Genomic DNA, 14,032 nt, shown 5'->3' with positions numbered 1-14,032 from the left:
TCCCCTCTTCGGCATGAAGAGGGGACGTTTTACATTCCCTGCATCATGCGAATTCTCGCCACATCTTCTCCCGGCGTCAGGCCAAAATAACGCTTAAACTCACGGCTGAATTGCGACGGGCTTTCATAGCCAACGCGCATGGCCGCCGCCCCGGCTTTCATACCATCATGCACCATTAACATGCGCGCTTTGTGCAGGCGGTAGGTTTTCAGGTATTGCAGCGGCGACGTGCTGGTCACCGATTTAAAGTTATGGTGAAACGCCGAGACGCTCATATTGGCTTCCGCCGCCAGTTGGTCAACGCTGAGGTTTTCCGTGTACTGGCTTTCAATGCGTTTGAGCACACGGCTTATCAGGCTGAAATGGGTCTGGCGGCTAACTAACGCCAGCAGCGCCCCGCCGCGCGGCCCGGTTAGCACGTGGTAGAGCATTTCGCGGATAATCTGTTTACCGAGGATACGCGCATCCAGCGGACGCTCCATCACATCCAGCAAACGCTCAGCGGCACAGAGGATCTCTTCTGAAAGCACCGCCGAGTTAATGCCGCTTGCCGCCACATCCGGGCGAAAATGTTCATCTTCGCCAATATCCATCAACAGTTCCTGCAGTTGCAGGATATCGACATTCAAACGGATCCCCGCCAGCGGCACTTCCGGCGTGGCGAAGGTTTCACACTCAAACGGCAACGGCACGGTCAGCAGTAAATATTCATTGGTGTCATAACGAAAGACCCTTTCATTGATATAACCAATTTTGTGACCAGAAAAGAGAAAAACGATGCCCGGCTGATACATCACCGGCGTACGGGTTCCCGGTTGAGTACCGTACAGCAAGCGGATATCCGGCAGCAGTGCATTGAGCCTATTTTCATTCACTTTCAATCGTTTAATCTTTTCAGTGAGCTGCAGGCAAATCTCTTCACGCTTCATTTTTCGCCACTCCGGTAGACTATTTCGACCCGTACAGTGTGCAAATTTTTGGGCTTTTTCTCCAGCCACAAGGAGAAACAGGCAAGACATCGGCAGGAATGTGCATTGAGAGCGCGCGTGCCCGCGCCCACAATAATCGCCATTGGGCAAAACACCGCCGCACTTTTTTTCACCTCAATAAGAAGGGAACGAGCAATGAACAATTTTAATCTGCATACCCCGACCCGCATCCTGTTCGGCAAAGGTGCCATTGCCAATCTGCGTGAGCAAATCCCGACTGGCGCACGCGTGCTGATCACCTACGGTGGCGGCAGCGTGAAGAAAAACGGCGTGCTCGACCAGGTTTACAGCGCGCTGCAAGGGCTGGATGTGCGCGAATTCAGCGGCATCGAACCGAACCCGACTTACGAAACGCTGATGAAAGCGGTACAGGTCGTTAAAGACGAAAACATCACCTTTCTGCTGGCGGTAGGCGGTGGTTCCGTGCTGGACGGCACCAAATTTATCGCCGCAGCGGCTCACTATGCCGAGGGCGTTGATCCATGGCATATCCTGCAAACACGCGGCGGCGAAATTAAAAGCGCCATCCCGATGGGTTCCGTGCTGACGCTGCCGGCAACCGGCTCCGAGTCCAACGCGGGCGCAGTGGTGTCACGTAAAGCGACCGGCGACAAACAGGCGTTCCACTCCCCGTTCGTTCAGCCGGTCTTCGCGGTACTGGATCCGGTCTACACCTATACCCTGCCGCCGCGTCAGGTGGCGAACGGCGTGGTCGACGCCTTTGTTCATACCGTTGAGCAGTACGTCACTTATCCGGTTGATGGCAAAATTCAGGATCGCTTCGCCGAAGGTATTCTGCTGACGCTGATTGAAGAAGGCCCGAAAGCGTTGCAGGAGCCGGAAAATTACGACGTGCGTGCCAACGTGATGTGGGCGGCGACACAAGCGCTGAACGGCCTGATTGGCGCTGGCGTGCCGCAGGATTGGGCTACGCATATGCTGGGTCATGAACTGACCGCGATGCATGGTCTTGACCACGCCCAGACGCTGGCGGTGGTTCTGCCTGCGCTGTGGAATGAGAAGCGCGATACCAAACGCGAAAAACTGCTGCAATACGCAGAGCGCGTCTGGAACATCAAAGAAGGTTCCGATAACGAGCGCATTGACGCGGCTATCGAAGCCACGCGCAACTTCTTCGAGCAGATGGGCGTTCCGACCCGCCTTTCCGGTTATGGTCTGGACGGCAGTTCCATTCCGGCGCTGCTGGCGAAACTGGAAGAGCACGGCATGACGAAACTGGGCGAACGCCAGGATATCACGCTGGATGTGAGCCGTCGTATTTACGAAGCGGCACGTTAAGGTCTCATTGCCCCGCCTTCCGTTTTTGGTTTTTTCGACCACACTTAATGCACATCACCTTACCGGGCGCGTCCCGGTAAGCTTATTCAAAGGAGAAATGCATGACACATCCAACCGTGATTAAGCTTTCTGACGGCAACCTGATGCCGCAACTGGGTCTTGGCGTGTGGAAAGCGAGCAACGAGGAAGTGATAACCGCCATCCAAAAGGCGCTGGAGGTGGGATATCGCTCCATTGATACCGCCGCCGCCTATAAGAACGAAGAGGGCGTTGGCAAAGCCTTAGCCAATGCAGGGGTGCCGCGTGAGGAATTGTTTATTACCACCAAGCTGTGGAATGACGATCAAAAACATCCCGCCGAAGCGCTGAAAACCAGCCTGAAAAAGCTGCAACTGGATTACGTCGATCTGTATCTGATGCACTGGCCTGTTCCGGCTATCGATCATTACGTTGAGGCCTGGCAAGGCATGATCGAGCTGCAAAAACAGGGGCTGGTAAAAAGTATCGGCGTGTGTAATTTCGAGATCCACCATCTGCAAAAGATCATTGATGAAACCAGCGTGATCCCGGTTATCAACCAGATCGAACTGCACCCGTTAATGCAGCAGCGGCAACTGCATGCCTGGAACGCGACGCATAAAATCCAGACCGAGTCCTGGAGCCCGCTGGCGCAGGGCGGCGAAGGGGTATTTGATCAGAAAATTATTCGCGATCTGGCGGATAAATACGGCAAAACGCCTGCTCAGGTGGTGATCCGCTGGCATCTTGATAACGGCCTGGTGGTGATTCCGAAATCGGTTACACCTGCACGTATCGCCGAGAACTTTAACGTCTGGGATTTCCGCCTGGATAAAGACGAGCTGGCGGAGATCGCCAAACTGGATGCCGGTAAACGGCTGGGGCCGGACCCGGATCAGTTTGGGGGTTAAGTTTTTCTAAAAGGCCATAACGCTATCGTTGTGGCCTTTTTGTTTAAAGAAAATAAAAATCCCGGCATCTCGCCGGGATTTTTATATGTTTAGCGCATGCGGGAGGCTTTTTTCTTCGCTGGCGCAGCGCCAGTGTTTTTGCCGTTGCTGCGCTGATGCACAATCGGCGTGTGCTTGGTTAGTGCCGGGCGCGACTGGCGATTCTGGCGACGCGCTTCGCGCATTTCATCAAGCGTAGGCGCCGGCACCAGGCATTCACGGCGCGAACCAATCAGGTGCTTTTTACCCATCGCTTCCAGTGCCTGGCGCAGCAGCGGCCAGTTGGCCGGATCGTGATAACGCAGCAGCGCTTTATGCAGACGGCGCTGTTTATCCCCTTTCGGCACCACCACCTCTTCGCTCTTGTAATCGATCTTCGACAGCGGGTTTTTCCCGGTGTAATACATGGTCGTCGAGTTAGCCAGCGGCGACGGATAGAAGTTCTGCACCTGATCCAGACGGAAGCGGTGACGTTTGAGCCACAGCGCCAGGTTCACCATATCTTCATCGCGCGTGCCGGGGTGCGCAGAGATAAAGTACGGGATCAGATACTGCTCTTTACCCGCCTCTTTAGAATAGGTGTCAAACAGCTGTTTAAAGCGATCGTAGCTGCCCATTCCCGGTTTCATCATCTTCGACAGCGGCCCCTCTTCGGTATGCTCCGGGGCAATCTTCAGATAACCACCAACGTGATGCGTCGCCAGCTCTTTCACATAGCGCGGATCTTCCACCGCCAGATCGTAACGCACGCCGGAAGCAATGAGGATCTTCTTGATACCTTTCAGATCGCGGGCACGACGATAGAGATCGATGGTCGGCTGGTGGTTCGTGTCCATGTGCGGGCAGATATCCGGGTAAACGCAGGAGAGACGACGGCACGTCTGCTCGGCGCGCGGTGATTTGCAGCGCAGCATATACATGTTGGCGGTTGGCCCGCCAAGATCGGAGATAACGCCGGTAAAACCGGGCACCGTGTCGCGAATCGCTTCGATTTCGTTGATGATCGAATCTTCGGAACGGCTCTGGATAATGCGCCCTTCATGCTCGGTGATCGAACAGAAAGAACACCCCCCAAAGCAGCCGCGCATGATGTTAATCGAGAAGCGGATCATCTCGTAAGCCGGGATACGGCTGGTACCGTATGCCGGATGCGGCACGCGCTTATAAGGCAGCGCAAAAACGCTGTCCATCTCTTCGGTTGAGAGCGGAATCGCTGGCGGGTTGATCCAGATGTAACGGTCACCGTGCTTTTGCATCAGCGCACGGGCGCAGCCTGGGTTCGTTTCGTGGTGCAGAATGCGTGACGCATGCGCGTAGAGCACTTTATCGGCTTTCACCTTCTCAAAAGAAGGCAGCAGCACGTAGGTTTTTTCCCACGGTTTCGGCCGCGGCGGCTGAACGGTAACACGTTTTGCTTCCTGCGCTTTCGGTTCTACCGGTTTGTTATCGGCACACGGCAGATCGTCGCCGTACGGATGTGGGATCGGATCGATTTTGCCCGGCGTATCAAGGCGCGTGGAATCAACGCCGCTCCAGCCCGGCAGCGCTTCTTTGACGATGATCGCGGTGTTACGCACGTCGCGGATTTCACCGATCGGTTCACCGGCAGCGAGGCGGTGCGCCACTTCCACCAGCGGGCGCTCGCCGTTACCAAACATCAGCATGTCAGCTTTGGCATCGATCAGCACCGATCGACGCACGGTATCGGACCAGTAATCGTAATGCGCGGTACGGCGCAGGCTGGCCTCGATGCCGCCGAGGATCACCGGCACATCTTTCCACGCTTCTTTACAGCGCTGGGTATAAACCAGCGTCGCGCGATCCGGGCGTTTACCGGCGACGTTATCCGGCGTGTAAGCGTCGTCATGGCGCAGCTTACGATCGGCGGTGTAGCGGTTGATCATCGAGTCCATGTTGCCAGCGGTCACGCCGAAGAACAGGTTCGGTTTACCGAGGCGCATAAAGTCGTCTTTGCTGTTCCAGTCCGGCTGGGCGATGATGCCAACGCGAAAGCCCTGCGCTTCCAGCATACGGCCGCAAATCGCCATGCCGAAACTCGGGTGGTCGACGTAAGCATCCCCCGTCACCAGAATGATGTCGCAGCTATCCCAGCCAAGTTGATCCATCTCTTCGCGCGACATTGGCAAAAACGGCGCGGGGCCGAAGCAGGCCGCCCAGTACTGGGGCCATGAGAAAAGGTCACGATCCGGTTGGATCAGGGATATTGCGCTCATCTTGCTTCCAAAGGTGGTAAAAAAATCATCAAAGGGCGGCGATTATACGCCGTAAACTTGCATGAAATGAAGGAGGATTTTGTCAAGGCCTGATAAGCGCGTAGCCACCAGGCCAGCTCAGTTATGGCGCGGGGTTCACCAGCAGTTGCCCCATCGAACCGCGATCGGCCATTTCCAGCGTCTGGCTGTGATACTGGAACGGGAAGTGCGGCCACGAAGGCTGACCAAACCACACCAGCAACTCAACCTGCCCGTCAATCCAGACCGTATCTTTCCAGCCCCGATCTTCCGGGAAAGGCATCGCGCCATTCACGTTGCGCACCAGGAACATGACGCCTTCAATATGGAACGACTGCGGCATCTCCGCTCGCACCATCCAGCTCTCCCAGGTGCCCTGCTGGGCGGTAATATCGATACGCTGCGTATCCCACAGCTGGCCGTTAATGCCCGGATCGCTGCCCAGGGTAATGTCGCGGTTGCGGGTTGGCGTACCGGCCTGAATGTCGGACGGCAACAGGCGCATCGGCAGCGTGTCGGTGACCAGCGGCAGCAGGCCGGTCGGTCGCAGCGTCAATACCAGCGTGGAGATCAAAATGCTCGACGGCTCAAAGAAGCCGCGCAGGCGGTCCATAATGCTCGCCGCTTCACCGCAGGTGATCGACACTTCATCGCCGTTGGTCATATCCACCAGCACTTCGCGCCGCTCACCCGGTGCCAGCGAAAGCTGTTTAACCGAAACAGGCGCGGGTAAAAAACCCTGATCGCCGGCGATCACATGCAGCGCGCGACCATCGCTCATTTGCAATTGATAACGGCGGGAGTTTGAGGCGTTTAACAGACGCAGACGCACCCAGCCGCGAGAGACTTCGACATACGGGCTTTGCGCACCGTTGACCATCAGCGTATCACCGACAAATCCACCGCTGCCCGGCTCGCTGTATTCCGGCGTGCCGAAATTATCCAGCCGTTTGTCCTGAATAATGACCGGGAAATCATCCACGCCGTAGTGCTTAGGAATCGGTAGCGATTTGCTGATCTCATCTTCGACCAGCCACATTCCGGCCAGGCCGTTATACACCTGCAGCGCGGTACGGTTCGGCGTATTGGCGTGATACCACAGCGTCCCCGCGCTCTGGCGGATCGGCAGTACCGGCGCCCAGTCGTTATTGGCGGTCATCATGCGCGCCGCGCCGCCGATAAGCGGGCCTGGCACCTGCAAACCGCTCACGGTCATTGCCACGTTTTCCGCCAGCCGGTTGCTGTAAATCAGCTTAACGTCATCGCCGTTCCAGACGCGGATCGTCGGCCCGAGATAACGCCCGTTAATGCCGGAAACCTGCGCCCGCGTGCCGGTGGCAAACGACCAGTGCGCGCGTTGTAAGGTCATAAACAGCGGCTGACCGCGCCGGGATTCCAGCAGCGGAGGAATGGGTAACGGCGGTTGCGGCCCGGCAGCATTTGCCCTCAGCGGCACCGCGCCTGCACAAAGCGCAACCCCGGATGCCTGAAGAAACTGACGCCGACTGAGTGACATATTTGCTCCGTGTAAAACTGACTCAATGCGCCGGAGGTTTTCGCTCCTCCGGTGTTGCGAAATAAAACAGATTAAACCCGGCCGGTTGCTTCGCGTTCTGCAACTTCTTTATCGAGCTCTGCAATTTTTGCCGCCATCAGTTCGCGACAGTGCGTCGCCAGCTGGCGTACCTGATCTTTACCAAATTGCGAAACATCAACCGGCGGCAGCATCTCGACAATCACCAGCCCGTTGTGCAGGCGGTTAAGGTTAACTTTGTTTGCGTTGTTGGAAACACACACCGGAATGATTGGAACACCGGCGGCAATCGCCGCATGAAACGCACCGGTTTTAAACGGCAGTAAACCGCGACCGCGGCTGCGGGTGCCTTCCGGGAACATCCAGATGGAAATATTGCGTTTCTGGATCTGTTTCACCACTTCGGCAATGGTGCCGTGCGCTTTTGCGCGGTTATCGCGATCGATGAGCAGGTTGCCAGTCAGCCAGTAAAGCTGACCGAAGAACGGCACCCAGAGCAGGCTTTTCTTACCGACAGTGACCGTTGGCGGCAGCACAATGCTGGAGGCGGTCACCATATCGTAGTTGCTCTGGTGGTTAGCAATATAGATAGCGTTGCCAAACTTTTCCGCGCCTGCCGGCAGACGGGTTTCGACTTTCAGACCAAAGACCGGCGCAAGGCGACCGAACATATGGCCGAAGGTAGCAACGTGTTTAGGATTACGCGGACTGAATAAACAATAGAGAGAGCCGAATACGCACACCAGAATGGAGTAGATGACGACAATAATGACGCGAAAAATGAATAGCATAACAAACCTCTGAAGCCCATACCTTTGAGCATTATATACACGCCAGCGCCATCACGCTGAAACTGGCTGTGTCGCCGTCGACCCGCAACGGGCCTGGGCTATTTTTTTAAAGGCCGCAGTAGGGTGTGCGGCCTTTAAAAAAACGTATTGTTAATCGCAATGCACGAATTAACAACGCTTTTACGGGAAATTTTCTCAGAAAGATCTCCCCACCGGGAAGGTGAGGAGCCTGGCGGCGAAGATTACTCTTCGCTGTCGCCCGCACCCGGGCGGGAAGGCGCGTCAATCTCGACGCGATCAATTTTTTGCAGGCCGCGCATCAGCGTACCGCGACGTCCGCGCTCGCCCTGCACTTTTTGCAGCTCTTCCGGACGCAGTTTGATTTTGCGTTTGCCCACGTGGATGGTCAGCGTGCTTTGTGGCGGCAGCAAATAGAGATGCGCAAGATTATCTGCCCCTGTCGCCGCATCAGCGGAAGGAATACCGATAATCTTGTTGCCTTTACCTTTCGACAACTGCGGCAGCTCGTTGACCGGGAACATCAACATGCGGCCCGCCGCAGTAATCGCCAGCAGCATGTCGCTGTCGTTCTCGATCTCCAGCGGCGGCATCACTTTGGCGTTTTCCGGCAGGCTGATCAGCGTCTTACCGGCACGGTTACGCGCCACTAAGTCGTTGAAGGTACAAACGAAGCCATAACCCGCATCGGACGCCATCAGCAGTTTTTGGTCCTCGTTGCTCATCATCATATGCTCAACGGTCGCCCCCGGCGGCAGCGTCAGCTTACCGGTTAACGGCTCGCCCTGGCCGCGTGCGGAAGGCAGCGTAATCGGGTCGATGGCGTAGCTGCGCCCGGTGGTATCAATAAACACCACCGGCTGGTTGCTCTTGCCTTTCACGGAAGACTTCCAGCTATCGCCCGCTTTGTAGCTCAGCCCCTGCGCGTCAATGTCATGGCCTTTGGCACTGCGCACCCAGCCCATTTGCGACAGCACAATGGTCACCGGTTCAGACGGCTGCATATCGTGCTCGTTCATCGCTTTCGCTTCTTCGCGCTCGTGCAGCGGTGAACGACGATCGTCGCCAAATGCGTCGGCATCGGCTTGCAGCTCTTTTTTCAGCAGGTTGTTCATCTTGCGCTCAGAGGCCAGGATCGCCTGCAATTGATCGCGCTCTTTTGCAAGATCGTCCTGCTCGCCGCGGATCTTCATCTCTTCCAGTTTGGCGAGGTGGCGCAGTTTTAACTCAAGGATCGCTTCCGCCTGCGTTTCGCTGAGACCGAAGCGCGACATCAGCGCCGGTTTCGGCTCATCTTCCGTACGGATGATTTCGATCACTTCGTCGATATTGAGAAACGCCACCAGCAAACCTTCGAGGATATGCAGGCGTTTGAGCACTTTATCCAGCCGGTGATTCAGGCGGCGGCGCACGGTATCACGGCGAAACGCCAGCCACTCGGTGAGGATCTCCAGCAGGTTTTTCACCGCCGGGCGGCCATCCAGGCCGATCATGTTCAGATTGATACGGTAGCTTTTTTCCAGATCGGTGGTGGCGAACAGGTGGTTCATCACCTGTTCCATATCCACGCGGTTGGAGCGCGGCACAATCACCAGACGCGTCGGGTTTTCATGATCCGATTCGTCACGCAAATCATCGACCATCGGCAGCTTTTTATTGCGCATCTGGCTGGCGATCTGCTCCAGTACGCGCGCGCCGGAAACCTGGTGCGGCAGCGCAGTAATGACCACTGCGCCATCCTCTTTTTTCCACACCGCGCGCATACGCACCGAACCGCGACCGTTCTGGTAGATTTTGCGAATCTCAGCGCGGGAGGTGATGATTTCCGCTTCGGTTGGGTAGTCCGGGCCCTGCACGATATCCAGCAGCTCATCGAGCGTGGTTTTCGGCTGCTCAATCAGGGTAATCGCCGCGTTGGCTACTTCGCGCAGGTTATGCGGCGGAATATCCGTCGCCATCCCCACGGCAATACCGGTGGTACCGTTGAGCAGGATATTCGGCAGGCGCGCAGGCAGCATTTTCGGCTCCTGCATCGTGCCGTCGAAGTTCGGCACCCAGTCAACGGTACCTTGTCCCAGTTCGCTCAGCAGCAGCTCGGCGTATTTGGAGAGACGGGATTCGGTGTAACGCATCGCCGCGAAGGACTTCGGATCGTCCGGCGCCCCCCAGTTGCCTTGGCCATCGACCAGCGGGTAACGGTAGGAGAACGGCTGCGCCATCAGCACCATCGCTTCATAGCAGGCGCTGTCGCCGTGCGGATGGTATTTACCCAGCACGTCACCCACGGTACGGGCGGATTTTTTGAACTTCGCGCTGGCGTTCAGCCCCAGTTCTGACATTGCGTAAACGATGCGACGCTGAACGGGTTTCAGGCCATCACCGATAAACGGCAACGCACGATCCATGATGACGTACATGGAGTAGTTCAGGTATGCGTTTTCCGTAAATTCATGCAGCGCAAGGCGCTCTGCCATATCGCTCATTAATCGTGATTCCTCAACGTATGCGCCCGCCTGTGCGGCGGCAATATTGCCGCAGATACTACCTTATCTGCGGCGAGGAGTCATAGCGATGAGCGATTTTTTCACGCGCGTTTAGCGCTTACTGAGTGACTTTGCGGATCTCTTTGACATCTATTTCTACCGAATTCCAGTCTTTATCGACTTCGCCCTGGATCTCTACCGTATCTTGTGGCCCAACGGTCACGCCGTTCCAGCGCTTGTGGTTGATATCGATATTGATGGTGCCAGTCGAATCTTTAAACAGGTAGGTATCATCAGAGATGCGCTCGACAATATTACCGCGCAGCGTCACCCAGGCGTCGTCGCGCAGTGATTTCGCGCTTTCAACAGTGGCTTTGCTGCCGTTCGGCCCGGTAAAACCGCCGCTCTGCGAGGTTGCGCCCGGCCCGGTGAAACCGCCCGTATTCGCCGCGAAAACGGGTGCGGAACAGAGTGTGAGAACAGCGACAAGTGCAGCAATCTTTTTCATGTTTTATCTCCCTTACGATGGTTAACGTCCATTTAACCCGTCACTCCTTAACGACTTCTTAACGGGAAAAAAGATTATTTTCCGCTGTACATTGTCGACCAGCAGCGGTTTTACTGCCAATCACACGGAGTGAAAGGAGGCAAGATGCGCATTTTACTGGTGGAAGATGACACGCTCATCGGCGACGGTTTAAAAGCCGGGCTGGGCAAAAAAGGCTTCAGCGTCGACTGGTTTACCGATGGCAAACAAGGCAAGGCCGCCCTGTTTAGCGCGCCTTATGATGCAGTGATCCTCGACTTAACGCTGCCCGGCATCGACGGGCTGGATATTCTGCGCGACTGGCGCGAGCAAAAGCGCGTGGAACCAGTGTTAATCCTCACCGCACGCGATGCCATCGACCAGCGCGTTGAGGGACTGCGGCTGGGCGCAGATGATTATTTGTGCAAACCCTTTGCTCTGGTTGAAGTAGCAGCAAGGCTCGAAGTGCTTATTCGCCGCCGCCACGGGCAGACGCACAGCGTGCTGCGCCACGGCAACGTCACGCTCGATCCCGGTAATCTGGTCGCCACGCTTGACGGCGAAACGCTGGCGCTAAAACCGAAAGAGTTCGCCCTGCTGGAGCTGCTGCTGCGTAATGCCGGGCGCGTGCTGCCGCGTAAATTAATCGAAGAGAAGCTCTATACCTGGGACGACGAGGTCACCAGCAACGCGGTGGAAGTGCATGTACACCATTTACGCCGCAAGCTCGGTACGGCGTTTATCCGCACCGTTCATGGCATCGGTTATACCCTGGGAGACGCATGAAACTGACCCGCCCGCTGAGTTTACGCCTGCGCCTGACGATGCTCTTTTTACTGCTCTCGATGGTCGCCTGGCTCAGCGCCAGTCTGGTTGCCTGGCAACAAACCCGCGATAAACTCGACAAACTGTTTGATACCCAGCAAACGCTGTTTGCCAAACGGCTGAGCGTGATGGAGTTTGAGCCGCTGAAAAACGCCGCGCCGTCGCTCGGTAAAAAGAAGATCAAACACGGCCATCTGGATGATGACGCGCTGGCTTTCGCTATCTACTCAACCGACGGCAACATGCTGCTGAATGATGGCGAAAACGGCAAAGCGATCCCCTATAACTACCGGCGGGAAGGGTTTGAGAACGGACAGCTACGTGATGACGACGACCAATGGCGTTTCCTGTGGCTTACTGCGCCGAACGGGAAATTCCGTGTGGTGGTCGGCCAGGAGTGGGATTATCGCCACGAGATGGCGCTGGAGATCATCACCTCGCAGCTCACACCGTGGCTTATCGCCCTGCCTCTGATGCTGGTGCTGTTAATCGTATTGCTGAGCCTGGAATTGCGGCCGCTGAAAAAACTGGCGCAGGCGCTGCGCTCACGGGCGCCGGATCGTGCCGATCCGCTCAGTAACGAGGGCGTTCCCAATGAAGTGCGCCCGTTAGTGGATGCGCTGAACCAACTCTTTGACCGCACGCACAGAATGATGCAGCGTGAACGGCGCTTTACGTCTGATGCCGCGCATGAGTTACGCAGCCCGCTGGCGGCGCTGAAAGTGCAAACCGAGGTCGCACAGCTTTCCGATGATGATCCCGCCGCACAGCAAAAAGCCCTTGCCCAGTTGCACGTGGGTATCGATCGCGCCACGCGCCTGGTGGATCAATTACTCACCCTTTCGCGGCTCGACTCGCTTGATGATCTCGACGATCTGCAAACGGTTTCTCTGGCGGAGCTACTGCAATCGGCGGTAATGGAGATTTACCCGACAGCGCAGCAAGCAGGTATCGATATACGCCTGCATCTCAATGCCCCTGTAGTCAGCCGCCAGGCGCAACCGCTTTTGCTTAGCCTGCTGGTGCGTAATCTGCTGGATAATGCTCTTCGCTACAGCCCGCCAGGCAGCGTGGTCGATGTAACGCTGGACGCCACCGCCTTTAGCGTTCGCGATAATGGCCCCGGTATTGACGATGAAGCGCTGGCGCGCATTGGCGAGCGTTTTTATCGGCCGCCGGGACAAACGCAAACCGGCAGTGGGCTGGGGTTATCAATTGTGCAACGCATTGCCCGCCTGCATCACCTGCGCGTCACGTTTGGCAATCATCCGCAAGGCGGTTTTATCGCGCAGGTAAGCTGGTAGCGGCGTTTATTGCGGCTCAAGCAAAAGTCTTTGCACGTTTTGCCAATTTTTCCGCACCGTTGATACGGTTAAAATCGCGGTCAAACGCATTTAACCAAGGATTTCTAATGAGCAATATCTTAATTATCAACGGTGCGAAGAAATTCGCGCACTCTAACGGTCAACTCAATGACACCCTGACCGAGGTCGCGGAAAGTTTTCTGCGCGACGCCGGGCATGATGTTAAAACCGTACGTACCGACGGCGATTACGACATCAAAGCGGAAGTGGAAAACTTCCTGTGGGCCGACACCATTATCTGGCAAATGCCAGGCTGGTGGATGGGCGCGCCGTGGACCGTTAAGAAATATATGGACGATGTGTTTACTGAAGGCCACGGTTCGCTGTATGCCAGCGACGGTCGCACACGTTCTGACGCTTCAAAAAAATACGGTTCCGGCGGTTTGATTCAGGGCAAAACCTATATGCTGTCGCTGACCTGGAACGCGCCAATGGAAGCATTTACGGATAAAGAGCAGTTCTTCCACGGCGTCGGGGTTGACGGGGTTTATCTGCCATTCCATAAAGCGAACCAGTTCCTTGGCATGGAAGCGCTGCCGACTTTTATCGTTAACGACGTGATTAAAATGCCGGATGTGCCGCGCTATATCGCAGAATATCGCAAGCATCTCGGTGAGATTTTTGCTTAACTGTGAAGCTGGACTTATAGGGAGTAGGTTAATCATGTTGACAGTTATTGCAGAAATCCGTACCCGTCCAGGACAGCATCACCGCCAGGCGGTACTCGATGAGTTCGCGAAGATTGTGCCGGTCGTGTTGCAGGAAGCGGGTTGCCACGGCTATGCGCCGCTGGTCGATCACGTCGCAAATGTGAGTTTCCAGGCGACCGCGCCGGACTCGATCATGATGGTGGAACAGTGGGAAAGCGTGGCGCATCTTGAAGCGCACCTGCAAACACCGCATATGAAAGCGTGGAGCGAAGCGGTAAAAGGCGACGTGCTTGAGACGCATATCCGCATCCTGGAAGCGGGTCTCTAAGCGTT

Annotated in this window: 11 protein-coding genes and 1 pseudogene; 6 read left to right on the top strand and 6 right to left on the bottom strand. The window is 56.1% G+C overall.

Translation table 11 applies throughout. The annotated features are described in order from the left end of the window. Positions 1-29: 29 nt before the first annotated feature. Complete coding sequence (locus RT644_RS04230) at positions 30-929, bottom strand: AraC family transcriptional regulator (RefSeq protein ID WP_017457477.1); 900 nt, start codon at positions 927-929, stop codon at positions 30-32. Positions 930-1,124: 195 nt separating this feature from the next. Between RT644_RS04230 and yqhD the strand changes: the two genes are divergently transcribed. Beyond that, positions 1,125-2,288, top strand: a complete 1,164-nt coding sequence (gene yqhD, locus RT644_RS04225; RefSeq protein WP_313625877.1) for an alcohol dehydrogenase — start codon at positions 1,125-1,127, stop codon at positions 2,286-2,288. Between the two features lie 101 nt (positions 2,289-2,389). Then, positions 2,390-3,217: a 2,5-didehydrogluconate reductase DkgA gene (gene dkgA, locus RT644_RS04220; RefSeq protein WP_020455267.1), complete on the top strand. Its 828-nt coding sequence runs from the start codon at positions 2,390-2,392 to the stop codon at positions 3,215-3,217. Between the two features lie 98 nt (positions 3,218-3,315). On the opposite strand, the pseudogene RT644_RS04215 reads toward dkgA, so the two are convergent. The 5 genes and pseudogenes from RT644_RS04215 to RT644_RS04195 form a co-directional block, all read right to left on the bottom strand. Further along, positions 3,316-5,576 (bottom strand): annotated as a pseudogene (locus tag RT644_RS04215) (YgiQ family radical SAM protein); the annotation flags it as partial. A 35-nt stretch (positions 5,577-5,611) separates the two neighbouring features. Then, complete coding sequence (gene ftsP / locus RT644_RS04210) at positions 5,612-7,024, bottom strand: cell division protein FtsP (protein WP_313625874.1); 1,413 nt, start codon at positions 7,022-7,024, stop codon at positions 5,612-5,614. 71 nt (positions 7,025-7,095) lie between these two features. Further along, on the bottom strand, positions 7,096-7,833 hold the full coding sequence (gene plsC / locus RT644_RS04205; protein WP_160268662.1) for a 1-acylglycerol-3-phosphate O-acyltransferase: 738 nt from the start codon (positions 7,831-7,833) through the stop codon (positions 7,096-7,098). A 242-nt stretch (positions 7,834-8,075) separates the two neighbouring features. Beyond that, entirely contained in the window at positions 8,076-10,334 is a 2,259-nt protein-coding gene (parC, locus tag RT644_RS04200; protein ID WP_020455271.1) for a DNA topoisomerase IV subunit A, read from the bottom strand. Positions 10,335-10,452: 118 nt separating this feature from the next. Further along, on the bottom strand, positions 10,453-10,842 hold the full coding sequence (locus tag RT644_RS04195; protein WP_020455272.1) for a YgiW/YdeI family stress tolerance OB fold protein: 390 nt from the start codon (positions 10,840-10,842) through the stop codon (positions 10,453-10,455). A gap of 144 nt (positions 10,843-10,986) precedes the next feature. On the opposite strand from RT644_RS04195, the gene qseB reads away from it, so the two are divergent. The 4 genes from qseB to RT644_RS04175 all read left to right on the top strand — a co-directional run bounded on the left by qseB (position 10,987) and on the right by RT644_RS04175 (position 14,027). Further along, the gene (gene qseB, locus RT644_RS04190) at positions 10,987-11,646 is read left to right on the top strand and encodes a quorum sensing response regulator transcription factor QseB (protein WP_020455273.1); all 660 of its coding nucleotides are present in this window, start codon (positions 10,987-10,989) and stop codon (positions 11,644-11,646) included. Continuing rightward, positions 11,643-12,989, top strand: coding sequence for a quorum sensing histidine kinase QseC (gene qseC, locus RT644_RS04185; protein ID WP_313625870.1), 1,347 nt, complete (start codon positions 11,643-11,645; stop codon positions 12,987-12,989). Before qseB ends, qseC begins: the two co-directional genes overlap by 4 nt. Before the next feature lie 107 nt (positions 12,990-13,096). Beyond that, positions 13,097-13,678 (top strand): NAD(P)H-dependent oxidoreductase, encoded by a 582-nt coding sequence (locus RT644_RS04180; protein ID WP_020455275.1) that lies wholly within the window; start codon positions 13,097-13,099, stop codon positions 13,676-13,678. 34 nt (positions 13,679-13,712) lie between these two features. Then, on the top strand, positions 13,713-14,027 hold the full coding sequence (locus RT644_RS04175) for a putative quinol monooxygenase (RefSeq protein WP_020455276.1): 315 nt from the start codon (positions 13,713-13,715) through the stop codon (positions 14,025-14,027). Positions 14,028-14,032 lie beyond the last annotated feature (5 nt).

Source organism: Kosakonia sp. (assembly GCF_032104925.1).
Lineage (GTDB): Bacteria > Pseudomonadota > Gammaproteobacteria > Enterobacterales > Enterobacteriaceae > Kosakonia.
This window is presented reverse-complemented; position numbering and strand designations above follow the sequence as displayed.